Below are 23,842 nucleotides of genomic sequence, written 5' to 3' on the forward strand. Positions count from 1 at the left end.
CTGACACCGAGGATGCGCGTGCTGGCTGTGCGCAGGCTGTGAGCAACCTGTCGAAAGCCAATCGGTCAGCGGCCGCGCCATTTCCGCAGCTCACGCTGGGCGCGGTGCAGGTTCGGCGGGTTCACCGCGGGGTTGCCGTAGGACTCGATCCTGGAGTTGAGCGGGCCGGTGAAGTCCGGTTTGTCGATCTGGCCGAAGTCGGTGACCTCGGAGATGCCGACCGTGGCGCTGTACGGGGCCACGTGGTCGATCTTCACGCAGCCTGCCCTGCCGTTGGTGACCGTGACGTTCCAGTGGGTGAACCGGGCCCCGTACAGCGGGCCGGCGTTGGCGCTGCCGCCGTGGTTGCCGTCGTTGAACACGCTGACCTCGGTGCGCACGTTGGCGAACGGCAAGCCCCGGTGGGTGTCGAAGGTGCCCGCCTCCATCACGCCCTTGGACCAGACGTTGCCGCAGGACAGGCCCTCGACGTTGATGCCGTGGTGGCCGGAGCCGGGGGTGGGCGGCTCGGTGAACTTGCCGATGCGGAAGTTCTCCACCAGGTTGTCGTGCGCCTGTTCCCGGCAGGCGTAGGAGTGGTGCTGGCCCCGCCCGGCCACGCTGGTCCTGGACAGGGTGACGCCCTTGGTCGCGACCAGCAGGAAGCCGTTGTCGCTGTCCACCACGGCCACGTCGTCGGCCCAGCAGTCCCATGCGCACTGGAAGGCCAGGCCGTTGTAGCCCTTGTCCAGCAGGTGCTTGGGCCGGACCGTCTTGACCATCCGGATGGTCAGGCCCTCCACGCCGGCACCGGTGATCGGCGGGGCGAAGGTGGTCAGCCGGGGCTTCCAGGCCGGCCTGGCGTCCACCGGCAGCGGCTGCTCCAGGGTGACCTGGTTGCCGCGCACCTTGGTGATCCGCACCGGCCACTGGAACGGGCGGTAGGAGAGCAGCTTGTCCTTGTTCGACCACACGTACTCGGCGGTGCCCGGTCCGTCGCCGCACATGTGCCGGAGCAGCCCGTACCCGGCGTCGTCGTCGATCTGCACCAGCACCCGCTGGCCCGCGTGCAGCGCCTTGCCGTCGGCCACGGTGAGGGTGAACCCGCCCCGGGCGGCCGGCGCGGTGACCGTGGTCAGGGTGCGGATGCCCTCGCCCTCGTTGCCCAGCCAGCCTTCCAGCGGCCACTTCTTGGCCTTGATCGCCTCGACCAGCGACCGATGCCGGTCCCGGTGGCTGACCCAGACCAGGCCGCCCGCCCAGCTCCAGGCCGAGTTCTCGCTGCCGTAGCGGCTGCGGTTGATGCCGACGATCTCCTCCAGCGACCGGGTGGCGTACAGCGTGGTCCGCCCGCTGCCGTCGCCGCGCAGCACCACGTTGTCGTAGCCGAGCTGGATGATGTGGTCGATCCGGTAGGTGCCCGCGGGCAGCAGCACCGCGCCGCCGCCCCGCCTGCCCACGTCCACGATGGCCGCGTTGATCGCGGCGCTGGCGTCGGCCGAGCCGTCCCGCACCGCGCCGTAGCGCAGCACGTTGGCCCGCACCGGCACGTTCGGCCACCGCTCACCGGTGCGGTACCCGGCGAAGGACACGTCCGGGATCTGCGGGTGGTTGTGCGGGTTGCGGACGTACTCCTGCCACAGCGCGGCCCTCGGCGCCCTTCCCCCGCCGGTCTCCGGCGCTGCCTCGGTCGCGGCCAGCGCCGAACCCGCCCCGCTGGTCAGGGCGCAGGCCGCGGCCGCGGCCCCACCGGCCAGGAACGTTCTGCGTTCGATCGTCATCGATCGTCTCCATCTCCCAAACGCGGGCGGCGGTTTGGTTGACGCGCGCAGCTTTACCCGCCGGAGGGCGGGTCGGCAAGTGCGGATTTTCGTTCGTAAGGACCCTTGCCAAAGCAGGCGTTGACCAGCGAGAGTTGCCCTGGAAAGCCCCATCCAGCCGCCGCCATGTGGTTGCCGGGAGCGCCCAATGACCAGACGTCGTCCCGCGTGGCTGGCGGCAGCCGTCAGCCTCGCCCTCGTCCTGCCCGCCCTACCAGGCCTCGCCGCGCCGGAAGCGGCCGCCGGACCGGCCTACCAGCTCGGCGCCACCCCCTCGGCCCCGAGCCGCGCCGCGCAGACCACCACCATCCCGGACTGGCGGTTGCAGTCCTCGGCGGTGGCCACCGGCAGCGGCGCGGCCATCTCCGCGCCCGGCTTCAACGACAGCTCCTGGTACGCGGTGCCCAAGCGGTCCACCGTGCTGGCCGGTCTGATCGCCAACAACAAGTACGGCGACGTCAACTACGGCAACAACCTGCAGAAGGCCAACCGCAACGACTTCCTGGTGCCCTGGTGGTACCGGCGCGCGTTCACCGCGGACCCGTCCCCCGGCACGCACACCTTCCTCAAGCTCAACGGCGGGGTGATCTCCCGAGGCGAGGTCTGGCTCAACGGCACCAAGATCGCGGGCACGGACACCGTGGTCGGCGCCTACCCGACCTATGAGTTCGACGTGACCTCGTTGCTCCGCAAGGGTGACAACGCGCTGGCCATCCGCGCGAGCGCGGCGGACCAGGACCGCGACCTGATCATCCACTTCATCGACTGGGCGCAGCTGCCGCCCGACCGCAACCAGGGCATCTTCCGCGATGTCCAGCTCACCGCCAACGGCGCGGTCTCCCTGCGCGACCTGCGGGTGGACACCGACCTGCCGCTGCCCAGCCTGAACCACGCCGACGTCACGGTGAAGGTCAACGCGCGCAACAACACCGGCGCGCCGGTGACCACCGAGATCAGCGGTACCGCGGGCAACGTGGGCTTCCGGCAGAGCGTCACGCTGGCGGCCAAGGAGACCAAGACGGTCAGCTTCACCCCCAGCAACACCGTGGGCCTGCGCTTCCTCAACCCACAGGTGTGGTGGCCGTTCCAGATGGGCGGCCAGCCGATGTACGAGGCGGCGCTGTCCGCATCCGTGCACGGCGCGGTCGCCGACACCGCCAAGACCAGCTTCGGCGTGCGCGAGGTCAGCTCCCGGCTGAACAAGGGCGGCCGCGAGTTCTCGGTCAACGGCAAGCCGTTCCTGGTCCGCGGCGGCGGCTGGGCCTCGGACCTGTTCCTGCGCACCGACCTGAAGTACCTGCAGGACCAGGTGAACCTGGTGCGCAGCATGGGCATGAACACCATCCGCCTGGAGGGCAAGCCGGAGAACGACGAGTTCTACGACATGGCCGACCGGGCCGGCATCATGCTGATCACCGGCTGGGAGTGCTGCTCCAAGTGGGAGAAGTACAGCTCCTTCACCGCCGAGGACAACCGGGTCGCGGGCGAGTCGGCCGAGGACGAGGCCAAGCGGATCCGCAACCACCCCAGCCTGCTCGCGTTCATGATCGGCAGCGACGACGCCCCCGGCGCCGGGCTGGAGAAGATCTACCTGGACGCGCTGAACCGGGCCGAGTGGAAGCTGCCGGTGATCTCCTCGGCCAAGGCGATCAGCTCGCCGCAGCTGGGCAGCCCCGGCATGAAGATGGACGGTCCGTACTGGTGGGAGCCGCCGAACTACTGGTACAACGAGCAGCGCGGCGGGGCCTTCGGCTTCGCCTCCGAGATCGGGCCCGGCCCGACCATCCCGGAGCTGGACGAGCTGAAGAAGTTCCTGCCGCAGGGCGACATCAACAAGCTCACCGACTACAACGCGACCCAGTACCACCTGTCCCGCTCGGACACCTTCAACAAGCTCACCTTCTGGGGCACCGCGCTGGACAACCGCTACGGCAAACCGGCGAATGCGGCTGACGTGGTGAAGAAGGCCCAGCTGGCCAACTACGAGACCAACCGCGCCCAGTTCGAGGCGTTCGGCCGCGACTGGTCGGACACCAACAAACCGGCCACCGGCGTCATCTACTGGATGCTGAACAACGCCTGGCCGACCATGTACTGGCACCTCTACGACTACTACCTGGCCACCGCCGGCTCCTACTTCGGCGCCAAGACCGCGCTGCGGCCGCTGCACGTGCAGTACTCCTACGACGACAAGTCCCTGGCCGTGGTCAACACCGGCCTCAACGACGTGCCGGGGCTGTCGGTGCAGGTGACCGTGTTCAACCTGGACGGCACGGTCAAGGCGGAGGAGACCCGGCCGGTGACGGCCAAGGGCAACGCCTCGGTGCGGGCGGGCACCCTGCCGCAGCCGAGCGGCCTGTCCAGCACCTACTTCACCCGGCTGCTGCTCAAGGACGGCAGCGGCAAGGTGCTGGACCGCAACGTGTACTGGCTGTCCACCAAGGCCGACGGGCTGAACTACGGCGCCTCCACCTGGTACCACACGCCGCAGTCCAGCTACGCCGACCTCAAGGGCCTGAACAACCTGGCCGCGGCGAACGTGAAGTCCACCGCGAAGTCCACTGTGGACGGTGAGCACACCAGGACCACGGTCACCCTGGCCAACAACTCCACCGGCAAGCAGGTCGGGTTCTTCCTGCGCGCGAACATCCGCAAGGGCGCGGGCGGGCCCGAGGTGCTGCCGACCGACTGGAGCGACAACTACGTCACGCTCTGGCCCGGCGAGACGCTGACCCTCACCGCGACGTACCGCACCGCCGACCTGGGCGGGGCGACCCCGAGCGTGGAGATCAACGGGCACAACGTGGCCAAGCAGGTGGTCTCCGCGCCGAACCGCTAGCGGACACCCGAACCCCGAGGGTAGTCAGGAATTTACTTCGGAAGGAGCCTTGTCGAAAAGGGGCAACCAACGGCAGAGTGCCGGACATGCGCCTGCCGCCACTGGTTCTCGGGATCGCCCTCGCCCTGTGCGCCTCGCTGACCCCGGCCGTGGCCGACCCACTGCCGGATCCGGGGCTGACCGTGTCCGGACCAGGGACAACCCACGTGCCGGACTGGCGGATGCAGACCTCGGCCAAGGCCGGACTGGACGGGTCGGCGATCTCCAGCCCCCGGCACGGCGACCGCGGCTGGCTGACCGTGCCCGCGCGCTCCACCGTGATGGCGGGGCTGATCGCGAACCGGCGCTACCCGGACCTGAACTACTCCACCAACCTGCGGGACGCGGTCAACCCGGCTGACTTCACGGTGCCCTGGTGGTACCGGCGGGAGTTCCTGGCCTTCCCGCAGCCGGGCAGGCACACCGTGCTGCGGCTCAACGGCGGGGTGATCTCGCGCGGGGAGCTGTGGCTCAACGGGGTGCGGCTGGGCGAGACCGCGGGCGCGTACCCGCGCGGCGAGTTCGACCTGACCCCGCTGCTGCGGCCGGGCCGCAACGCGCTGGCGGTCAAGGCCATGCCCGCGGACCCGTTCCGCGACTTCACGGTGAGCTTCCTGGACTGGAGCCCACCGGCCCCGGACCACAACATGGGTATCTGGCGGGATATCAGTCTGGTGACCTCGGGCGCGGTGTCGGTGGCCGATCCCCGGGTGGTCACCGCGCTGGAACCGGATCTGAACTCGGCCCGGCTGACCGTGAAGACCGCTGTACGCAACCACTCCGGCCAGCCACAACGCACCACGGTGACCGCGTCAGTGGGCGCTGAGCGACTGCGGCAGCAGGTCGAGCTGGCGCCGGGTGAGACCAGGACGGTGGCCTTCCCCGAGCTGCGGATTGACCGGCCCAGGGTGTGGTGGCCGGCGCAGTTCGGCGAGCAGCCGCTGTACCGGCTGACCGTCTCGGCCGGGGACTCCACCGCGAGCAGCGAGTTCGGCATCCGGGACGTGCGCTCCGAGCTGACCCCGCAGGGCCACCGCAAGTTCTTCGTCAACTTCAAGCCGTTCCTGGTGCGCGGCGGGGGCTGGGCCTCGGACCTGTTCCTGCGCGCGCAGCCTAGGCGGCTGGCCGAGGAGCTGCGGCACGTGCGCGACCTCGGGGTCAACACGCTGCGGCTGGAGGGCAAGCAGGAGGACCACGAGCTGCTCGCGCTGGCCGACCGGCTGGGCATCATGCTGCTGCCGGGCTGGGAGTGCTGCACCAAGTGGGAGAAGTACTCGACCTGGACCGAGGAGGACTACCGGATCGCGGGGGCCTCCACCGCGGCCGAGGCGGCCCGGTTGGTCAACCACCCCAGCGTGCTGGGCTTCTTCATCGGCAGTGACAACGCGGCCACCGCCAGGGTCGAGCAGACCTACCTGGACGCGCTGCGCGCCGCCGGCTTCACCGCGCCGATCCTGCCCTCCGCCGCGGCCAAGAGCACGCCCCAGCTGGGCAAGTCCGGGATGAAGATGGACGGGCCGTACTGGTGGATCCCGCCGAACTACTGGTACCAGGACAAGCTCGGCGGCGCGGCCGGGTTCGCCTCCGAGGTCGGGTCGGGGCCGATGATCCCGGAGCTGGCCAGCCTGCGGAAGTTCCTCACCGAGCAGGAGATCGAGGACCTCTGGCGGACGCCGGCAAAACCGCACTACCACCTGGCCAAGAAGGAAGTGTTCGCCACGCTGAGCCTGTTCGCGGACGCGCTGGCCAAGCGGTACGGCCAGCCGAAGGACCTGGCCGACTTCCTGCGCAAGGCCCAGCTGGCCAACTACGAGGGCAACCGGGCCCAGTTCGAGGCCTACGGCCGGGACTTCGCCGATCCGGCCAACCCGGCCACCGGCGTCATCTACTGGATGATCAACAACGCCTGGCCCACGCTGTACTGGCACCTGTGGGACCACAACCTGGACGCCGCCGGGTCCTACTTCGGCGCGAAGAAGGCGCTGCGGCCGCTGCACGCGCAGTACTCCTACGACGACCGCTCGGTGGTGCTGGCCAACACCGGACTCGCCGACGCCCCCGGCCTGACCGTGCGGGCCACCGCGTTCGGGCTGGACGGCCGGGTGCTGACCGACCGGTCGGTGGCGGCGACCGCGGCGGCCAACACCTCGGCCAGGGTGCTGACCCTGCCGGAGGTCGGCGTCCAGGGCACCTACCTGGTGCGACTGCTGGTGGAACGCGAGGGCGCGGAGCTCGACCGCAACGTCTACTGGCTCTCCGGCGCCGCGGACGTGTTGGACTTCACCAAGTCCACCTGGTGGCACACCCCGGTCACCGGTTCGGCCGACCTGACCGGGCTCCAGGACCTGCCGGAGAGCCGGGTCAGCCACACCGCGCGCCGGGTGCCCGGCGGGGTCGAGGTGCGGCTGCGCAACGACTCCGGCACCGTTGCCCTGGCGGTCAAAGCCCAGCTCGACGGCGTGCGCACCCCGGTCCGGTGGTCGGACAACTACGTGACGCTGTGGCCGGGCGAGTCGATGACGCTGCGCGCGGAGTACGACGGGGCCGCCGGCCTGCCGGGCGTTCGGTTGGCTGGGTTCAATCTGGGCCGCTGAACGTGTCCGAGCGGGCAATCGCGCGGATGGACGCCTAACCTCGGTTGAGTGGCCGATCACGAGCTAGCCGTCACCGGTGGACCCGGTCCGATCGAGGACTACGCCCTGCTGTCCGATCTGCGCACCGCGGCGCTGGTGAGCAAGACCGGGTCGGTGGACTGGTTGTGCCTGCCCCGGTTCGACTCACCGTCCTGTTTCGCCAGGCTGCTCGGCGACGAGCAGTCCGGGCACTGGCAGATCTCGCCCACCGGGCCGGTCGAACACGTGCACCGGCAGTACCGGGACACCTCGCTGGTGCTGGAGACCGAGTTCCACACCGCCGACGGCGTGGTGCGGCTGATCGACTCGATGCCGCCGCACGAGAAGAACATGGAGGACGAGCCCGCGCTGGTCCGGGTGCTGGAGGGCGTCTCGGGCGAGGTGGAGGTCCGGCTGCGCTGGGTGATCCGGTTCGCCTACGGGGACTCGGTGCCCTGGGTGCGCCGGACCGAGGCGCACGGCACGGAGTGCATCATCGCGGTGGCCGGGCCGCACACCGTGGTGCTGCGCGGCGACCGGCTGCCCTACCGGGTGGCGGGCGAGCGCGCGCACGAGGCGGTGTTCACCATCGCCGCCGGGCAGCGGCTGGCCTGGATCATGCAGTGGTCCGCCTCCTACGAGTCCGTGGCCGAACCGCTGGACCCGGTGCAGGAGACCCAGGACAGCGAGGACTTCTGGCGGGACTGGGCGGCCAACATCCGCTACGACGGCCCGCACGCCGAGGCGGTGCGCCGCTCGCTGGCCACGCTCAAGGCGCTGACCTTCGCGCCCACCGGCGGCATGGTGGCCGCGCCGACCACCTCGCTGCCGGAGACCCTGGGCGGGGAGCGGAACTGGGACTACCGCTACTGCTGGCTGCGCGATGCCACCTTCACCTTGCTGGCGCTGGACAACTTCGGCTGCTCCGGCGAGGCGGTGGCCTGGCGGAACTGGCTGCTGCGCGCGGTGGCGGGCGACCCGGCGGACGTGCAGATCATGTACGGCATCGACGGCGAGCGGCACCTCATCGAGTGGGAGGCCGACTGGCTGCCCGGCTACCAGGGCGCGAAGCCGGTGCGCATCGGCAACGCCGCGTTCCGGCAGCTCCAGCTGGACGTCTACGGCGAGGTCATGGACGCGCTGCACCTCTCCCGCGAGCGCGGGCTGGGTGAGAGCGCGGAGTCCTGGGCCTTGCAGCGCGGCATGATGCGGCACCTGGAAACCCTGTGGCAGCAACCAGATTCCGGACTGTGGGAAGTGCGCGGGCCGGACCGGCACTTCACCCATTCCCGGGTGATGGTGTGGGTGGCCTTCGACCGGGCGGTGCGCGCGGTGGAGCAGCACGACCTGCCGGGACCGGTGGCCCGCTGGCGGGAGCTGCGCGACCAGGTGCACGCCGAGGTGCTGGACAAGGGCTGGAACGCCGAGCTGAACTCCTTCACCCAGTTCTACGGCGGCACCGAGCTGGACGCGGCCACCCTGCTGATCCCCGCGGTGGGCTTCCTGCCCGGCGACGACGAGCGGGTGCGCGGCACGGTGCGCGCGATCGAGCGGGAGCTGAAGAACGGCGACCTGGTCGACCGGTACAGCACCGACGCCGGGAAGTCCGATGTGGACGGTCTGCACGGGCGCGAGGGCTCGTTCCTGGCCTGCTCGTTCTGGTTCGTGGACGCGCTGGCGCTGTCCGGGCGGCGCAACGAGGCGGCCTCCATGTTCGACCGGCTGGTCGCGCTGACCAACGACGTCGGCCTGCTGGCCGAGGAGTACGACGCCGCGCACGGCCGGTTCACCGGCAACTTCCCGCAGGCGTTCAGCCACCTCGCGCTGGTCAACAGCGCCGCGGTGCTCTACGGCGGCCGGACCCGCGAGGCCCGCGACCGCACCGACGGCTGTGCCGGGATGCGCGGATGAAGGCCGCGGTCGGCGTGCCGGGCAAGCCCGAGCTCATCGCCCTGCGCGAACTGCCGGATCCCGTTGCCGGGCCGGGAGAACTGCTGGTCGCCGGGCTGGCCGTGGGGGTCTGCGGCACCGACCGGGAAGTGGTCAACCAGGGCTACGGCGCACTGCCGCCGGACCGCGAGGAGATGGTGCTCTTCCACGAGTCGCTGGGCCGGGTGCTGACCGCGCCGGAGGGAAGTGGCTTCACCCCGGGGGACCTGGTGGCCGGCATCGTCCGGCGGCCCGACCCGGAACCGTGCGGGGCCTGCGCGGACGGGCAGTGGGACTTCTGCCGCAACGGCAAGTACACCGAGCGCGGCATCCAGGCCCTGGACGGCTACGGCGCGCAGCTGTGGACGGTGGAGACCGGGTTCGCGGTCCGGCTCGACCCTGCCCTGGGCGAGCTGGGCGTGCTCACCGAGCCGACCTCGGTGGTGGCCAAGGTGTGGGACCAGATCGAGCGGATCGGGCAGCGCGGCTACTTCCGGCCGCGCACCGTGCTGGTCACCGGGGCCGGGCCGATCGGGCTGCTGGCCGCGCTGCTCGGCGTGCAGCGCGGGCTGGACGTGCACGTGGTGGACCGCACCCGGACCGGACCCAAGCCGGAGCTGGTGTTCGGCCTGGGCGCCTGGTTCCACGGCGACCTGGCCGAGATCAGCTTCGAGCCGGACATCGTGATCGAGTGCACCGGCGCGCCCGAGCTGGTATTCGAGGTGCTGCGCCGCACCTCGCGCAACTCCATCACCGTGCTCACCGGCCTCTCCGGTGACGAGGACGAGCTGCCGCTGCCCGGTGGCGAGATCAACAACGGCATGGTGCTGCGCAACGGGGTCGTGGTGGGCAGCGTGAACGGCAACCTGCGGCACTACCGGCGGGCCGCGGCCGCGCTGGCCGACACCGACCGGAGCTGGCTGGGCGGCCTGATCACCCGGCGGGTGCCGCTGGCGGACTGGACCGCCGCACTGACCCCGGAGAAGGACGACGTGAAGGTCGTGATCGACCTCCAGGACTGACCGCTACTGGAGCGACAGCCTCCTCGGCTCGCCGCAGTTCTCGGCGGACACCCGGAGGCAGCCCTGCACCTCCACCGGCTCGCCCGGCTGCCACGGGGCCCGCTGGACGAACCTGGTCACCCCGGCGGCACAGCCTGCCTCCGGGGACTTCACCCGGCCCTGGGCGGCCGAGCCGAACTGGATCCACAGATCGCCGGGAACCGTGCAGGCCAGCCCCCAGAAGGAGCCGTGCGCGAACAGCTTCGGCGTGCCGGAGGCGTAGGAGATGGCGACGTTGACCCGGCCGTAGACCCTGGTCTTCGGCTGCTGCTTGGAGTCGGCGTGGTCCACGGTCACCGGGACCTGGTTGGTCAGCCAGAAGTGGTCCGCGATGAACACCTGGGTGGTGGCGCAGTGCTCGGTGCCGGCCGCCGCGTTGTCCTTGACGCAGAAGCTGACCCGCAGCGGCGCGTCCGCCACCCAGGTCACCGTCTCGTCGACCGGACTCACTTCGCCGCAGGCCAGGTAGTCCGTGCCGGACCAGGCGCCGGCATCCGCCGAGGAGAAGCGGACCTTGGTGACCACCGGGTCGGCCGGGTCGCAGTTGGCGTGCAGCTCGCCCTGCACGTGCGCCTTGCCGTTGCGGAGGTCAGCCCTGGTCAGCCTGGCGGTGCCGCGGAAGACCGCGGTGGCGGTCTGGGTGGAGACGTCCGCGGTCAGCTCGGGCAGCGCTTCTCGCGCGCCGGCGGTTCCGGTCAAGGTGGTGGAGAGAACCAGCAGGGCCAAGCCAACCGCAAGCCTTGACGCGCGCATATGTCCGATTTTACCGGATCCGGGTGGCGCCGGGTGCCTGGTCCCGGCGCCACCCGGCTCTTTCAGCCTCCGGTCTGCTGGGCGATCCAGTCCCGATAGGCGGTCACCGCGGTGTACACCGAGGGCGCGGTGGCACAGGTGGTGCTCGTGCTGCCCGCCCGGCTCGCCGCGCCGACGAGCTGCCAGACCCCGCCGATCGAGCGCAGTTGTGGGCCGCCGGAGTCGCCGTAGCAGGCGCCGGAGTTGCCGTTCGGGTTGCCAGTGCACAACTCCGAACCGTCGATGCCGAGGCAGCGCCTTGCCTCGACCACGCTGGTGTCCAGCTGCTGCAACACCTTCGGCGTGCCGCCGCAGCCCGGCCTGGCGCAGGTCTGGCCCCAGCCGAGCAGCCGGGTGGCGCTGCCCACCGGCGCCTCGGCGATGCCGATCGGCCGCTGGCTGACCGGCCGGTCGAGCTGCACCACCGCGATGTCGTAGTACGCGGTGGGCCCCCACCTCGGGTGCGCGACGATCTTGCGCACCCCGGTGAGGGTGCCGCCGCTGCCCGCGTCCCGGCTGCCGATCCGCACCTTGACCTGGCTGGGCCGCTCGTCCTTGACGCAGTGCGCCGCGGTGACCAGCCAGTCCGGTTTGACCAGCGAGGCGCCGCAGAAGTGCGCGCCGTAGCTGGTCTGCAGCGAGGCCATGAACGGGTAGTCCTGGTCCGCCGGGACGCCGCCGACCAGCAGCGGGGTCAGCAGGGCTGCGCTGAGCAGGTGGGTCAGCATCACCTCACACCCCGGAGACCTGGCGGATCCAGTCCCGGACCGCGGGCACGCTGCTGTACTGCTGGGTGCTGCGGCCGTCCGCGGTGGAGGCCACGCCGACCTGGAGGCCGTTGAACATCTGCGGGCCGCCGGAGTCGCCGGACCAGGCGTTGCCGGTGATCCTGCTGGTGCACAGGGCCTGGCCGCCGTAGTAGTCCCGGCAGATCGAGGTCTGGCGGACGTCGGCGACCTTGAGCTGGGTGGCCGGCGGCGCGCTCTGGCTGGTCATGCCCCAGCCGTAGATCTGGTTGGTGCTGCCGGTGGCCGGGTTGGCGTCGGCCAGCTTGCTGTACTCGCTGGTCTGCACCGGGCTGGCCAGCCGCAGCAGGGACTGGTCGGCGCGGGTGTGCGAGGTGTAGCTGGCCACCGTGGCCAGCGTGCCCTGGGCGCGGTAGACGTTGCCGACCCGCACGGTCAGGCCGCTGCCCACGCAGTGCTTCGCGGTGAGCACCCAGGTCGGCGCGATGATGGTGCCGGAGCAGGTGAAGGAGCCGTTGCGGTACACCGCGGCCGCCCACGGCGCCGAGGTGACGAACTTCCCGCCGATGATGAACGGGTCGGCGCCGGCCGGGGCGGCGGCGGCCGTCGGGGCGGTGACCACGGCGGCGGCCAGGGCAAGGGTGATCGGGAGCAGGCGGAGCAGGCGCATGGGCACTCCTTGGCGTTGCAGGGAACCCTGACGCTAGGAAGGTGTTGCCTGGGCACGAAACGGGGAAATCCCGGTCACCGCCCCCGCTCGGCTGCGGGGTCCGGAAGGCGGAGCGAGAGTTCGGTCCGGGAGCGGACTTCGAGCTTGCGGTAGATCCTGGTCAGCGCGCCCTCCACGGTCTTGCCGCTGACGTTGAGCCGGGCCGCGACCTCCCGGTTGGTGGCGCCACCGGCGACCAGACGGGCGATCCGGTGCTCCAGTCCGGTCAGCGCGCCGAAGGCCTCCTGCTCGCTGTCCTCGCCCAGCACCGCCACCGCCCTGGCCGCCCACGGGTGCGCGGCCGCGGCCAGGAAGGTGCGGTGCGCCAGCCGCAACGTCTCCCGCGCGGCGGCCCGGCGACGGCGGCGGCGAGCCGCGATGCCCAGCCACAGCAGGCTGCGACCCTGCTGCACCGGCTGGCCCAGCGCGGCCTGTTCCGCACAGGCGGACTCCAGCGCGCGCACCGCCTGCTCGGTCTGCTGGGCCAGCAGCAGCCGGATGCCGTCGGCCCGCGCCAGCGTGGCCAGCACCCCCCGGCGGCCCAGCCGCTGCGCCGCCTCGGCCGCGGCCGCGAGCACCTCGGTGGCCTCGGCCTGCGCGCCGGTCACCGCCAGCGCCTCGGCCAGGTCCGCCCGCAGCCCGAACACCGCGGGGTCGGCCACCGCCATCTCGGTTTCCAGCAAAGCCGCCCGCCGCAACGGTGCCAGCGCCGCGGCCGGGTCACCGGCGGCCAGCAGGGCCAGGCCGTGCGCGTGCAGGTTGCGCAGCGCGAACGCCTTGTCCCCGTCGGCTTCCGCGGTGCCCAGCCCGGCCACGGCCAGCTGCACCGCCCGCGCCGGATCGCCGCCGACCGCCTCGGCCAGCGCGGCGGCGTAGCGGGCCGGGCCGAGGTCGGTGCCGGTGGACTCGGCCTGGCGCAAGGCTTCCGCGGCTCGCTGCCGGGCCCGCGCGCAGTGCCCGGCGGCCAGCAGCACCTCGGTGGCGCTCCAGGTCATCGCGACCAGTTCGCCGTGCTCACCGCGTTCCTCGGCTTGCTCGAACAGGTGCCGCAGCTCGGCCTCGGCCTCGGTGAGCCGGTCGGCGAAGAGCAGCAGCCTGGCCGCGGTCCAGCCCACCCCGCCGTGCAGCGCGACCGGCTCGGCCACCGGAACCGCCGCCGCGGCGAGGGTGTCCTCGGCGGCCGGATCACCAAGCGCCACCTGGCAGAGCGCCAGCGAGCAGCGCGCGTAGACCTCCGTGTGCGCGTCCCCTGCGGCGGTGGCCAGGCGCACCGCCCGGTCCAGTCCGGCGGCGGCCGCGGTGAAGTCGCCGCCGATGGCCGCGTGCACCGCGTGCCGCAGCCGCACCGGGGCCTCCAGCGCGGGCTCGCCCCTGGACTCGGCCAGCGCGCGGCGGAAGATCCGCTCGGTGGCCGGGCGGGTGTGCCTGGCCGCGTCCACCAGCGCCAGGCAGGCGGTGACCCGCTGTTTCCGGCTGCTGTGCGGGCAGGTCAGCACCGCGGTGGCCAGCGCGCGGGCCAGTTCGTGCGCGCCGGCGGTCACCGCGTCGGTGGCCGCGGTCAGCCTGCGGGCCACCGCGGCCTTCGGGTGCTTGACCGGCGTGCGGTCCGCGGCCAGCGCGCCCAGCTCGGCCGCGGCCGTGGGCAGTCCCCGCTGCCGGGCCGAGTTGGCGGCCGCGGCCAGCGTGCGGGCCAGGTCCTCATCCGGCGCGGGCCGGGCGGCCGCCAGGTGCCTGGCTTGCTCGACCGGGTCCGCGCTGACCGCGGCGAGCTGATCGTGCGCCTGCCGCCGCAGCGTCGGATCCGCTTCCGCCACAACGAGATCGGCCAGCAGCGGCAGCCGGAAGGCGAGCACCCCGTCCTCGCCCTCGGCCAGCACCCCGGCGCGCAGCGCGCTGTCCACTGTCGACTCCGGCTCGGGCGGCCCGCAGGCGTGCAGCAGGCTCACGGTGGCCCGCCCGGCCAGCGCGATGCGCACCAGCACCGTCCGGTCGAGACGCTCGATCCGTTGGCGCAGCAGGGTTTTCGCCACCTCGGTCAGCTCGCCGCCGGAGCGGTCCAGCTCGGCCAGCAGCCGGGGGTGCCCGCCGGTTGCCCGGCACAGTGCGGCCGGATCTCCTTGTCCCCGAAGCAGATCCGCCGTCTCGGCCTCGGTCAGCGGCGGCAGCGCCAGCACCTCGGCCGGGTTGAGCCAGGTGGCCGCGGGAGCCGTGCCCGGCTGCACCAGTTCGGCCGCGGCGAACCTGGCCACCTCCCCTGCCCTGCGGGCGGCGAAGGCGAGCAGGTCGACGCTGTCCGGATCGACCCACTGCACGTCGTCGAGCAGCAGCAGCACCGGCCCGTCCGTGGCCAGAACCCGCAGCAGGGCGAGGAATCCCAGCCGCAGCGCGAGCCGGTCCGGGTGGCCGGGGTGGTCCCGGCGCACCGCCTGGCGCAGCGCGGCCCGCTGCGGTTCGGCCAGCAGCCGCCACGGCTGCGGCGGCAGCTCGTCGAGCAGGTCGGCCAGGGTGGTGAACGGCACCGCGGCATCCGCCGGGCCGGGCGCGGCGCGCAGGATCCGACCGGACTGGGCCATCCGGGTGGCCAGCTCGGCCAGCACGGTGGTCCGGCCAAAGCCCGAGGGGCCGTGCAACAGCACCGGCCCGGCGGCCAGCGCGGCCACCGCCCGGTGCAGGATCTCCGCTCTCCCCGGCACGACCAGCTCCTTCGGCACACATCAGTCCACAATGGACGGTCGCTGGCCGATCGAGCGATCGACCGGACGGGTTGCCCACGCAAGAATCGTTGCGTCCATTGGGTATTCGCGACTCCGCCAAGTGAGGGAAGAACCTGGTAACGATCGCCGAACGGGCTAGTCACAACCGATCGGAGCCGCTCTAATGGCGCGGAGTTATGGACGTGCATATGCGGGACCTTCGATACTTCGTCGCGGTGGCCGAGGAACTGAGCTTCAGCGCCGCCGCCGAACGGCTGCACGTGTCCCAGCCAGCGCTGAGCAAGCAGATCCGGCTGCTGGAACGCAGTCTGCGGTCGGCCTTGCTGCGCAGGGACCGGCGGACCGTGGCGCTCACCGCGGCCGGGGCCGCCCTGCTACCCAGGGCCCAGCGACTACTCGCCGACTGGGGCGCCGCGCTCGGCGAGGTCGGCCGCGCCGCGGCAGGTGAGCGGATGGTGTTGCAGGTCGGCGTGCACAGCAACCTGGCGCCCGGCCTGTTCGAGCGGATCTCCGCGCGCTTCGCCGACCTGCTGCCCGGCTGGCGGATCGGCGTGCACCGCAGCGACTGGGACGACTCCTCGGCCGGACTGCGCGAGAGCCAGGTGGACCTGGCGCTGGTCTGGTTACCCGTGGCCGACCAGGACCGCTACGCCTACCGGGTGCTGCTGGCCGAACCGCGCTGGGTGGCCCTGCCCGCCGACCACCCACTGGCCGCCGAGGCCGAGGTGGCCTTCACCGACCTGCTCACCGAACCGTTCGTGGCCCTGCCCGAGTCGGCCGGACCGCAGCGGGACTTCTGGCTGGCCAGCGACGCCCGCCGGGACCGGCCAGCCGCGGTCTCCAGCGTGGCGAACAACTTGGAGGAGGTCTTCGCCGCGGTCGCCGCCGGCCACGGCGTGGCCCTGGTGGCCAGCAGCACCAGCGAGTCCAACACCAGGGCGGACGTGGTGTTCCGCCCGGTGCCCGGCATCCGGCCGGGCAGGCTGGCCGCACTGTGGCGGCTGGGCGAGCAGCGCGGCGCGGTGAACGCCTTCGTCCGCGCCTGCCGCGAGGCCACCGAGTAGCTAGCCGGTGCGGACGGTCGAGATCAGCTCCTGCACCCGGTGCGCGATCCGCAGGTTGTCCGCCGCGCTGATGGACAGCCTGCCCCGCTCGCTGACCAGCAGGTACCGCCCGTCCTCGCTGTCGAACCAGGAGATCACGGAGGGGTCCCGCTCCATGTGGTTGGTGTAGCGCTCGGCCACGCTGACCGAGAACTGCCCGCCCTGGTGCCGGTGCCTGCTCAGGTAGTCCAGCGTGTAGGCCTCGTTGCGGTTCATGCCCGCGGCGACCAGCTGGTCCACGCTGTCCCCGAACGGGTCCAGCTTCTCCGGCCCGGTGGCCCGCTGCAGCCCGGCCAGCGGAGCGGACACCGGAGCCTGCCGCCCGGCCTGTCCCGGCGGCAGCACGCTCACGATCGCCTCGGCCAGCCCGGTGTCCCGCACCTCCCGCAGGTGCAGGCACCCGTCCTCGGTCTGCGCGGCCAGCGCCGCGCTCTCCCCGCGGGCCACCGCCACGGCGTGCAGCGGCTCCTCGGTGTACTGGATCAGCTCCACCGCCACGGTGTGCCGGGCCAGCAGCCCGAGCTGGTCCTCCAGCAACGGATCCAGCTCCCAGCGCGGCCCGCGCTCCCTGGCCAGCCGCCGCTGCCGCAGCCCCTCCAGCACCTGGTGCCGGAGCATGCCGCGCTCCTCCATGGTCACGCCGTGGCTGCGCAGCCGGAGCGGGTACGGCATCCGCTCCAGCCCCAGCTCCTGCCAGGCGAAGTCCAGCTCGACCGGGGTGAGCGTGGTGAGCACGCCGGTCATTCGCCGATCACCGGTGGGGCCACTCGCTTCCCGTCACCCCACACGTCCTCGGTCTCCTGCAGGTAGTCGGCCCGCTTGTGCTCCTTGTCCTCTTCCTTGCGCCCACCGGCCCCAGCCCCCATCGGCCCACCAGCAGCGCCGGCCGGCCCACCCCGGCCTCCAGCGGCGGCCCCCGCGACGGCCGACCCGGCCCCCGCGGCCGCAGGCACCTGCGCGCCGGCCATCCCACCAGCGGCGACACTGCCCCGCCCGGCACCCGTCCCGCTGCCAGGCGTGCCCCCGGAACTCCCGGTCAACGCGCCGAGAATGCCCCCCGGCGCGATCCCACCCGGCGGCTTCCCACCACCGGTCCCGCCACCGGTGGGCAGGTTCGGCGGCGGCACCGGCGTCCGGCTCGCGATCTTGGTCGGATCCCCCGGCTTCGGCGGCTGCGGCGGCTGCGGCGGCAACCGCTCCGGCAGCTTCCGGGGCGGCGGCAGCTTGTCCCGGCCCGGCGGCGGCACCGGCGGCAGCGGAGGCAACGGCGGCTTGGGCGGCACCGGCGGCTTGGACTTCGGCGGCGGCGGCAACGGCGGCGGCAACGGCCGCACCGGCACCGGAATCGGCGTGACCACCGGCGGCTTCGGCGGCTGAACCGGCGGCGGCACCGGCGGCTGGATCACCCGCGGCGGATCCGGCGGGTGCGGCGGCGGGTAGGGCGGCGGGTACGGCGGCGGCCCCGGCTTCGGCGGCCAGGGCTCCCCGGGCAGCCCGCCGATCGGCGGCGGCGGCGAGAACACCGGCGTGGTCGCGTCCACGTGCCGGGCACTCGCCTCGTTGTTCTGCATCACCCGGATCGCGTTCTGATGCGCGTTGTCCGCTTCCTGGCGCTTGGCCGGAATGTCCTGCACAGCCGACTTGACCAGCCCGACCAGCCCACCGGACTTGAACGCGTCCCGCATCATCTGGTTCTCGTCGAACTTGACCGGCTCCGGCATCCGGTTCTTGCTGTCCTCGGCGATCAACCCGAGGTCATTGGTCCGGTTCCCCATGTACTGACTGGTCTGGGCCGCATCGCCACCCCACTTGGCCAGCTTGAGCGTGGCCTCCCGAGCGGCGTCCCCGCCGAGCCCGGTCCACCCGTGCGCGGTTTCCTTGATCTTCCGGTCCATCTCCTCGGAAGACTTGGCCATCTCGTTGCCGAGCTCAGTCCACGCCACGGCGACCGCGTAGACCTGACCAGGGTCGTTGTTGTTGGTGATCTGGTCGTAGAGCGCCTGGTGCTCGATCCCAGCCCAGTTCCCGGTCTGGGTGAGAGCCCGGTCGGTGCCCATCTGCAGGCCCTCGCGCAGCTCACGTTCCTGCGCGGCGACGGCGTCCCGGTCGTACTCGGTCCCCATCACCATCCGGCCGAAGGTGTTCTGCTCCTCCGGGTTCACCTGCGACTCGACCCGGCGGTACTCCGGGTTCTGCGGCTGGGTCATGGCGTCCCCCTGCTACTTCTTCGGCATTCTCGGCAGCACGAAACCGACAGCCTTCTCCGCGAGCGTGCACGGGGGCTGCTCCGTACCCGCGAAACGCAGGCTCACCTGCACGTACACCGTCTCGCGCTTGTTGACCTCGATGTTCACCGTGCAGAGCGTGCCGCTCTTGGCCGGGTAGTAGTTGACTCGCCTGCCATCCGCGACGACCTTGCGGATCCCAGCCTCATCGGTGCCCGGCGGAGTCTTCAGCTGATCGATGCCGCTGATCGGGTCGATCGTGACCGAGCCACTCACCGGTGTCGGTGTGTCAGCCACGCTGTACTCGCATTCCCGCTGCTTGCCCAGGTTGTCCGGGCGTCCGGCAGGCAGGCCGAGCGTCGCGGCCTCGGTGTTCGTCATCAGGGTGCAGGTGTCCACCTGTGCCAGAGAGGCACCGGGGCCATCGCCCGCCGCAGCGCTCGAAGTGGCCGCAGCGCTGGTGGCCTGGGTTGGTGTGCCTGCCACCGAGCCGCCGGAACAACCGCCGAGAGCGAGGGCGGCCAGCACTGCGCCACCAACAGCAATCTTGCTCTGAGTCACTTCTGATTCCTGAGGTTGGAGGCACTGCCGGAGTCCGCGCCCTTGGTGGCCTTGATGGCCTCGTCGAGGACGACCTGCGCCTTCTGCAGTTCCTGGATGTACAGGCCGATCTGTTCACCGAAGGAGCCCGGGGCACCACTGGCCCGCTTGCTCATCTTCTCCGCCATCTGCTGGCCCACCCAGTGATTGCCCAATGGCAATGCCTGCTCGAGCCTGGTCGCCTCACGCTGCCACTTCAGGGCCCGAGCCTCCTGCTCCGTGAGCACCTTCTTGAGTTGCTCGCCGGCTGCGGGGTCCAACTTCACCTTGCCCGCGCGGACGTCCTCGCGGAGCTGGTTCATGCCCTCGACTGACTTGTTCAGGCTGGTCAGGGCGGACATCGCCATTGCGGGTCCTGGTGGGGCGCTGTTCGGGTCGGTCACTGTGTTCCCCCTCCGTCACGCAGTGCGCGTCCACGGTCACCGTACCAACGACGCATGGCACGCACGGGTGGTTCCGCGCAGGCGGGGAGTGTCTAGAGCAGGCCGTCGATGCTGGCCGGTGGGCCGGGCTTGGCGAAGAGCCAGCCTTGGCCGGAGTCGCAGCCGATGGCGCGCAGGCGTTCGGCCTGGGTGGTGGTTTCCACGCCTTCGGCGGTGACGGTGAGGCCGAGGGCGTGGGCCAGGGAGACCAGGGTGGCCACGATCTGCTGGTCGACCTCGTCGCCCGCGGCGGCGGCGCGCAGGCCCTCGACGAACGAGCCCGCGATCTTGAGCTCGTGCACGGGCAGGTGGCGGAGGTAGGCCAGGTTGGAGTAGCCGGTGCCGAAGTCGTCGATGGCGATGCGGACGCCCATGTCGGACAGGGCGCACAGGGCGTCGAGGGGCTCGGCCGCGTTGCCCATGATCGCGCTTTCGGTGAGCTCCAGCTGGAGCTTGCCCGCCGGCAGGCCGGTCTCGGCCAGGATGCGGGCCACGTCGCCGACCAGGCCTGCGTCGCGGAGCTGGCGGACGGCCAGGTTCACGCTGACGAACGGGGCGGCGGCGCCGAACTCGTCGATCCAGCTGCGGGCCTGGCGGCAGGCCTGTTCCAGCACCCAGCGGCCCAGCGAGACGATCAGGCCGGTCTCCTCGGCCAGTTCGATGAACCGGTCGGGGCCGAGCCTGCCGAACTCCGGGTGCTGCCAGCGGACCAGCGCCTCCACCCCGACCACGGCGGTGTCGGTGAGCCGGACCAGCGGCTGGTAGTCCACGTAGAACTCGCCGCGCTCCAGCGCCGCGGGCATGGTCGCGGACAGGGTGAAGCGGGCCACCTCGCGGGCGTTGCGCTCCTCGTCGAAGAGCGCCCAGCGGCTCTTGCCGTCGGCCTTGGCCCAGTACAGCGTGATGTCGGCGTCCCGCATCAGGTCGGCGGGGCAGGCGGTGCTGGTCGGCCGCTCCACGATGCCGATGCTGGCCGAGATGGACAGCTCGTGCCCGGCCACCTTGATCGGCTCGACCAGCGCGTCCAGCACCTGTTCGGCAACCGCGATGACCTCGTCGGTGCCCGCGGTGCCGTCCAGCAGGATGACGAACTCGTCCCCGCCCATCCTGGCCACCAGCCTGCCCGGCCCGGACACGCAGTCGTCCAGCCGCCTGGCCACCGCGACCAGCAGCTGGTCGCCGATGTCGTGGCCGAGGCTGTCGTTGATCACCTTGAACCCGTCCAGGTCCAGGTAGCACAGCCCGACCCTGGCCTGCGGCTCCTTGCGGGCGAAGGCGGTGGCCAGCTCGTCCAGGAACAGCGCGCGGTTGGACAGGCCGGTCAGCGGATCGTGCAGGGCCTGGTGCCGGAGGCGGGTCTGCAGCAGGTGGCGGTCGGTGACGTCCTCGATCATCGCCACCACGTACCGCGGCGCGCCCTGCTCGTCCCTGATCAGCGAGACGGTGATGTGCGTCCAGATCTCCTGGCCGTCCCTGCGGGTCAGCCGGGAGTCCAGCCGGACGTGGTCGCGGGCGCCGGAGGCCACCGAGGCGCACATCTCGCGCAGGTCCAGCCGGTCCTGCGGGTAGAGCACGTCGTGCCCCTTGCGCTGGCACAGCTCTTCCAGGCTGTAGTCGAGCATGTGCTGCAGCGAGGCGTTGGCGTCCAGGATCCGGCCGTTGGTGTCCAGGATGCCGATGCCGATCGCGGCCTCGGTGAACACCGCGCGGAAGCGGGCCTCGCTGGCCCGGCGGGCGTGCTCGGCGGCGTCCCTGGCGTCCAGCACCGCCTGGCGGATCGCCTCCTGCTCGTCCAGGGTGCGTTCGCGCAGCGCCTGGGCGTACCCGGCGGCCAGCGCACCCTGCAGCGCGGCGATCCTGGCCTGCAGCCGCTCCTCCGGCTCCACCCGCAGCTCGGCGAGGAACTCATCACCCAGCAGTGCGACCGTGCGGCTCAGCGTCTCGATTCCGGTGAAATGCGCCTGGACCAGCTGGAAACCGATCTCCCTTGCCGGGGTGGCCCGGAACGGGTCCGCGAACAGCGCCTTGACCAGCCGCTCGGTGTGCGCGAGCAGCAGCTGTTCGGTCTCGGCGAGGCCGAGAGAGACATAGCTGGTCCCGGCGATGGCTCGGACCCAGCTGCGGGCGAATCGCGCGCAGGCCTGGTGGGTTCGGTCGGCGCCGTCGGTCACCAGCAGCCTTCCAGGGCGGAAAGAATCGCTGTTCGTCGCACTCATACCCATCGCCCGACCGCGGCACACAAACCAGACCGTCCGGGTCGCCCGCTGTCCTCCTGGGCCCAGTTTGCCGTGGTCAACGCCGCGGAGACGAGCCCTGCATCAACAATCCCGAAGCTGGGCGGCAATTCCATGACGTGGCGCACACTCGCGAAGATCAGCGAAGTGGGAGCGGGTCGGCACATCGTCCTGATCCTCTCACTCGTCACCTGCGGGATCTTCGCTGATGGGGTAATAACTCTACGATAACGCGACTGGTGGCGACTCTCCGCCATCGCCGCAGGAAAAAACGGGTCAAGTTCCCCTGACATGTATCGGTTCGCCGCTCCGAAGGGTAGCGGTGTCCGAGGGCGGCAGAAAGACCGAAAAACCGGGAATGGTTGCCAGCTGAGTCGTTTGCGCTGGCCACATGGTCTAGACCTTCTGGCCGACCGCGGCGAACCCGGCGAAAACTGCCGGGTCCCCCTCCGGCAGCGCGATGGGCTCCGGCCGCCACAGCGGCAGCCGCACCAGGCCCGGCTCCACCAGCGCGCAGTCCCCGAACAGGCCCGCGACCTGCTCAACCGTGCGCATGGTCAGCGCGCTGCCGGCCCGCCGGTAGAGCTTCTGGTGGAACTCGGCCTGCTCACCCGCGCCCTCCTGACAGGCGTGCGAGAGGACCAGGAAGCTGCCCGGCGCGACCGCGTCCAGGTAGCGGCGGACCAGCCCGGCCGGGTCGTCAGCATCGGGCACGAAGTGCAGCACCGCGACCATCAGCACCGCCACCGGCTGGGACAAATCCAGCAGTCCGCGAACCTCGGTGGCGTCCAGCACCCGTTCGGGTTGCCGCAAGTCGGCCTGCACGATCTCGGAGAAATCGTTACCCGCGAGCATGATTCGGCTGTGCGCTACGGCAACCGGGTCAATATCGACATAGACCACCCGGCACTCCGGCTCCAGTTCCTGGGCCACCTCGTGCACATTGCCGACCGTCGGTATTCCGGACCCGATGTCCAGGAACTGGCGTATCCCGGCTTGTACGCAGAACTTCACCGCGCGGCGCAGGAACGCCCGGTTCGCCTGCATGATCATCGGCAGCTCCGGCCAGTCCTCGATGGCCACCCTGGCCAGCTCCCGGTCCACCGCGAAGTTGTGCGAGCCGCCCAGGTAGTAGTCGTAGACCCGGGCCGCGCTCGGCTTGCTGAGGTCGATCCCCTGCGGCACCCAGCCGTGTTCCTGGCGCACGGCTCAGGCCTTGTAGCCGACGCCGGTGAAGCCGCTGAGCTGCTCGGGCGGGCCGAAGAACTCGTCCGCCGGCTCCGGCCGCCACTGGGTCATCTGCACCAGCCCCGGCGGCAGCAGCTCGCAGTCGCCGAAGTAGGTGAGCACCCGCTCGTGCGAGCGCATCCAGATCTGGGTGCCGGTGCGCTGGTAGAGGTCCTCGTGCTCGGCGGCCTGCTTCGGCGCGCCCTCGCTGCTGCCGTGCGAGAGCACCAGGTAGCTGCCCGAGGGCACCGCGTCCAGGTAGCGGCGGACCAGCCCGGCCGGGTCGTCGGCATCGGGCACGAAGTGCAGCACCGCGACGAACAGCACCGCGGTCGGCTGGCTCAGGTCGAGCAGGCCGGTCAGCTCCGGGCTCTCCAGCACGTCCCCGGGTTTGCGCAGGTCGGCCTGGATCACCGCGGTGCGCTCGTTGCCGGCCAGCATGGCCCTGCTGTGCGCCACCGCGATCGGGTCCACGTCCACGTAGACGATCCGGCACTCCGGGTCCGCGGCCTGGGCGATCTCGTGCACGTTGCCCACGGTGGGGATGCCGGAGCCGATGTCCAGGAACTGGCGGATGCCCTGGTCGACGCAGAATCGGACGGCGCGGCGCAGGAAGGCCCGGTTCGCGCGCAGTGCGGCAGGCAGCAGTGGCCACTGCTCGATCGCCTGCCGCGCCTGGGCCCGGTCCACCGCGAAGTTGTGTGAGCCGCCGAGGTAGAAGTCGTAGACCCGGGCCGTGCTCGGCACGGTCAGGTCCAGCTCGCCCGGCGCCCAGTTCGGGCGTTCCACAG

17 protein-coding genes are annotated in these 23,842 nt (G+C 71.5%); 5 read left to right on the forward strand and 12 right to left on the reverse strand.

Features of this window, described 5'->3' with window-relative positions; translation table 11 throughout:
- Positions 1 to 65: 65 nt before the first annotated feature.
- A complete protein-coding gene (locus ACWDY5_RS05875; RefSeq protein WP_449721144.1) occupies positions 66 to 1,760 on the reverse strand; it encodes a glycosyl hydrolase family 28-related protein in 1,695 nt (564 codons plus the stop codon).
- A 187-nt stretch (positions 1,761 to 1,947) separates the two neighbouring features.
- Here ACWDY5_RS05875 and ACWDY5_RS05880 point away from each other — a divergent pair, with 187 nt between their 5' ends.
- The 4 genes from ACWDY5_RS05880 (at position 1,948) to ACWDY5_RS05895 (ending at position 10,240) form a co-directional block, all read left to right on the forward strand.
- A complete protein-coding gene (locus ACWDY5_RS05880; protein ID WP_449721145.1) occupies positions 1,948 to 4,638 on the forward strand; it encodes a glycoside hydrolase family 2 protein in 2,691 nt (896 codons plus the stop codon).
- Positions 4,639 to 4,724: 86 nt separating this feature from the next.
- Positions 4,725 to 7,271, forward strand: a complete 2,547-nt coding sequence (locus ACWDY5_RS05885) for a glycosyl hydrolase 2 galactose-binding domain-containing protein (protein ID WP_449721146.1) — start codon at positions 4,725 to 4,727, stop codon at positions 7,269 to 7,271.
- Between the two features lie 48 nt (positions 7,272 to 7,319).
- The gene (locus ACWDY5_RS05890) at positions 7,320 to 9,200 is read left to right on the forward strand and encodes a glycoside hydrolase family 15 protein (protein ID WP_449721147.1); all 1,881 of its coding nucleotides are present in this window, start codon (positions 7,320 to 7,322) and stop codon (positions 9,198 to 9,200) included.
- On the forward strand, positions 9,197 to 10,240 hold the full coding sequence (locus tag ACWDY5_RS05895; RefSeq protein ID WP_449721148.1) for a glucose 1-dehydrogenase: 1,044 nt from the start codon (positions 9,197 to 9,199) through the stop codon (positions 10,238 to 10,240). Before ACWDY5_RS05890 ends, ACWDY5_RS05895 begins: the two co-directional genes overlap by 4 nt.
- 3 nt (positions 10,241 to 10,243) lie before the next feature.
- On the opposite strand, the gene ACWDY5_RS05900 is transcribed toward ACWDY5_RS05895, so the two are convergent.
- From ACWDY5_RS05900 to ACWDY5_RS05915, 4 genes are all read right to left on the reverse strand, one after another.
- Complete coding sequence (locus ACWDY5_RS05900; protein ID WP_449721149.1) at positions 10,244 to 10,978, reverse strand: hypothetical protein; 735 nt, start codon at positions 10,976 to 10,978, stop codon at positions 10,244 to 10,246.
- A 116-nt stretch (positions 10,979 to 11,094) separates the two neighbouring features.
- A complete protein-coding gene (locus tag ACWDY5_RS05905) occupies positions 11,095 to 11,799 on the reverse strand; it encodes a S1 family peptidase (RefSeq protein ID WP_449721150.1) in 705 nt (234 codons plus the stop codon).
- Positions 11,800 to 11,803: 4 nt separating this feature from the next.
- Positions 11,804 to 12,487 carry a S1 family peptidase gene (locus tag ACWDY5_RS05910; protein WP_449721151.1) on the reverse strand — a complete coding sequence of 228 codons (684 nt, stop codon included), beginning with the start codon at positions 12,485 to 12,487 and terminating at the stop codon, positions 11,804 to 11,806.
- Positions 12,488 to 12,561: 74 nt separating this feature from the next.
- A complete protein-coding gene (locus tag ACWDY5_RS05915; protein ID WP_449721152.1) occupies positions 12,562 to 15,219 on the reverse strand; it encodes an AAA family ATPase in 2,658 nt (885 codons plus the stop codon).
- 209 nt (positions 15,220 to 15,428) lie between these two features.
- Between ACWDY5_RS05915 and ACWDY5_RS05920 the strand changes: the two genes are divergently transcribed.
- Entirely contained in the window at positions 15,429 to 16,304 is an 876-nt protein-coding gene (locus ACWDY5_RS05920) for a LysR family transcriptional regulator (protein WP_449721153.1), read from the forward strand.
- On the opposite strand, the gene ACWDY5_RS05925 is transcribed toward ACWDY5_RS05920, so the two are convergent.
- The 7 genes from ACWDY5_RS05925 to ACWDY5_RS05955 form a co-directional block, all read right to left on the reverse strand.
- Positions 16,305 to 17,087 carry an ESX secretion-associated protein EspG gene (locus ACWDY5_RS05925; protein WP_449721154.1) on the reverse strand — a complete coding sequence of 261 codons (783 nt, stop codon included), beginning with the start codon at positions 17,085 to 17,087 and terminating at the stop codon, positions 16,305 to 16,307.
- On the reverse strand, positions 17,084 to 18,550 hold the full coding sequence (locus ACWDY5_RS05930) for a PPE domain-containing protein (protein ID WP_449721155.1): 1,467 nt from the start codon (positions 18,548 to 18,550) through the stop codon (positions 17,084 to 17,086). Before ACWDY5_RS05930 ends, ACWDY5_RS05925 begins: the two co-directional genes overlap by 4 nt.
- Positions 18,551 to 18,562: 12 nt before the next feature.
- Complete coding sequence (locus ACWDY5_RS05935) at positions 18,563 to 19,129, reverse strand: DUF3558 family protein (RefSeq protein ID WP_449721156.1); 567 nt, start codon at positions 19,127 to 19,129, stop codon at positions 18,563 to 18,565.
- Complete coding sequence (locus tag ACWDY5_RS05940) at positions 19,126 to 19,515, reverse strand: hypothetical protein (protein ID WP_449721157.1); 390 nt, start codon at positions 19,513 to 19,515, stop codon at positions 19,126 to 19,128. Before ACWDY5_RS05940 ends, ACWDY5_RS05935 begins: the two co-directional genes overlap by 4 nt.
- Positions 19,516 to 19,643: 128 nt before the next feature.
- The gene (locus tag ACWDY5_RS05945; RefSeq protein ID WP_283662112.1) at positions 19,644 to 21,761 is read right to left on the reverse strand and encodes a putative bifunctional diguanylate cyclase/phosphodiesterase; all 2,118 of its coding nucleotides are present in this window, start codon (positions 21,759 to 21,761) and stop codon (positions 19,644 to 19,646) included.
- 459 nt (positions 21,762 to 22,220) lie between these two features.
- Positions 22,221 to 23,030, reverse strand: coding sequence for an SAM-dependent methyltransferase (locus tag ACWDY5_RS05950; RefSeq protein ID WP_449721158.1), 810 nt, complete (start codon positions 23,028 to 23,030; stop codon positions 22,221 to 22,223).
- A gap of 3 nt (positions 23,031 to 23,033) precedes the next feature.
- Positions 23,034 to 23,840, reverse strand: coding sequence for an SAM-dependent methyltransferase (locus tag ACWDY5_RS05955; RefSeq protein ID WP_449721159.1), 807 nt, complete (start codon positions 23,838 to 23,840; stop codon positions 23,034 to 23,036).
- Positions 23,841 to 23,842 lie beyond the last annotated feature (2 nt).

It is taken from the genome of Crossiella sp. NPDC003009 (assembly GCF_053591555.1).

What these genes read in the sequence shown, in the direction of transcription:
- ACWDY5_RS05875 (WP_449721144.1), bottom strand. Translation starts at nt 1,760, where the DNA reads ATGACGATCGAACGCAGAACGTTCCTGGCCGGTGGGGCCGCGGCCGCG.
- ACWDY5_RS05880 (WP_449721145.1), top strand. Translation starts at nt 1,948, where the DNA reads ATGACCAGACGTCGTCCCGCGTGGCTGGCGGCAGCCGTCAGCCTCGCC.
- ACWDY5_RS05885 (WP_449721146.1), top strand. Translation starts at nt 4,725, where the DNA reads ATGCGCCTGCCGCCACTGGTTCTCGGGATCGCCCTCGCCCTGTGCGCC.
- ACWDY5_RS05895 (WP_449721148.1), top strand. Translation starts at nt 9,197, where the DNA reads ATGAAGGCCGCGGTCGGCGTGCCGGGCAAGCCCGAGCTCATCGCCCTG.
- ACWDY5_RS05905 (WP_449721150.1), bottom strand. Translation starts at nt 11,799, where the DNA reads ATGCTGACCCACCTGCTCAGCGCAGCCCTGCTGACCCCGCTGCTGGTC.
- ACWDY5_RS05910 (WP_449721151.1), bottom strand. Translation starts at nt 12,487, where the DNA reads ATGCGCCTGCTCCGCCTGCTCCCGATCACCCTTGCCCTGGCCGCCGCC.
- ACWDY5_RS05920 (WP_449721153.1), top strand. Translation starts at nt 15,429, where the DNA reads ATGCGGGACCTTCGATACTTCGTCGCGGTGGCCGAGGAACTGAGCTTC.
- ACWDY5_RS05925 (WP_449721154.1), bottom strand. Translation starts at nt 17,087, where the DNA reads ATGACCGGCGTGCTCACCACGCTCACCCCGGTCGAGCTGGACTTCGCC.
- ACWDY5_RS05930 (WP_449721155.1), bottom strand. Translation starts at nt 18,550, where the DNA reads ATGACCCAGCCGCAGAACCCGGAGTACCGCCGGGTCGAGTCGCAGGTG.
- ACWDY5_RS05940 (WP_449721157.1), bottom strand. Translation starts at nt 19,515, where the DNA reads ATGGCGATGTCCGCCCTGACCAGCCTGAACAAGTCAGTCGAGGGCATG.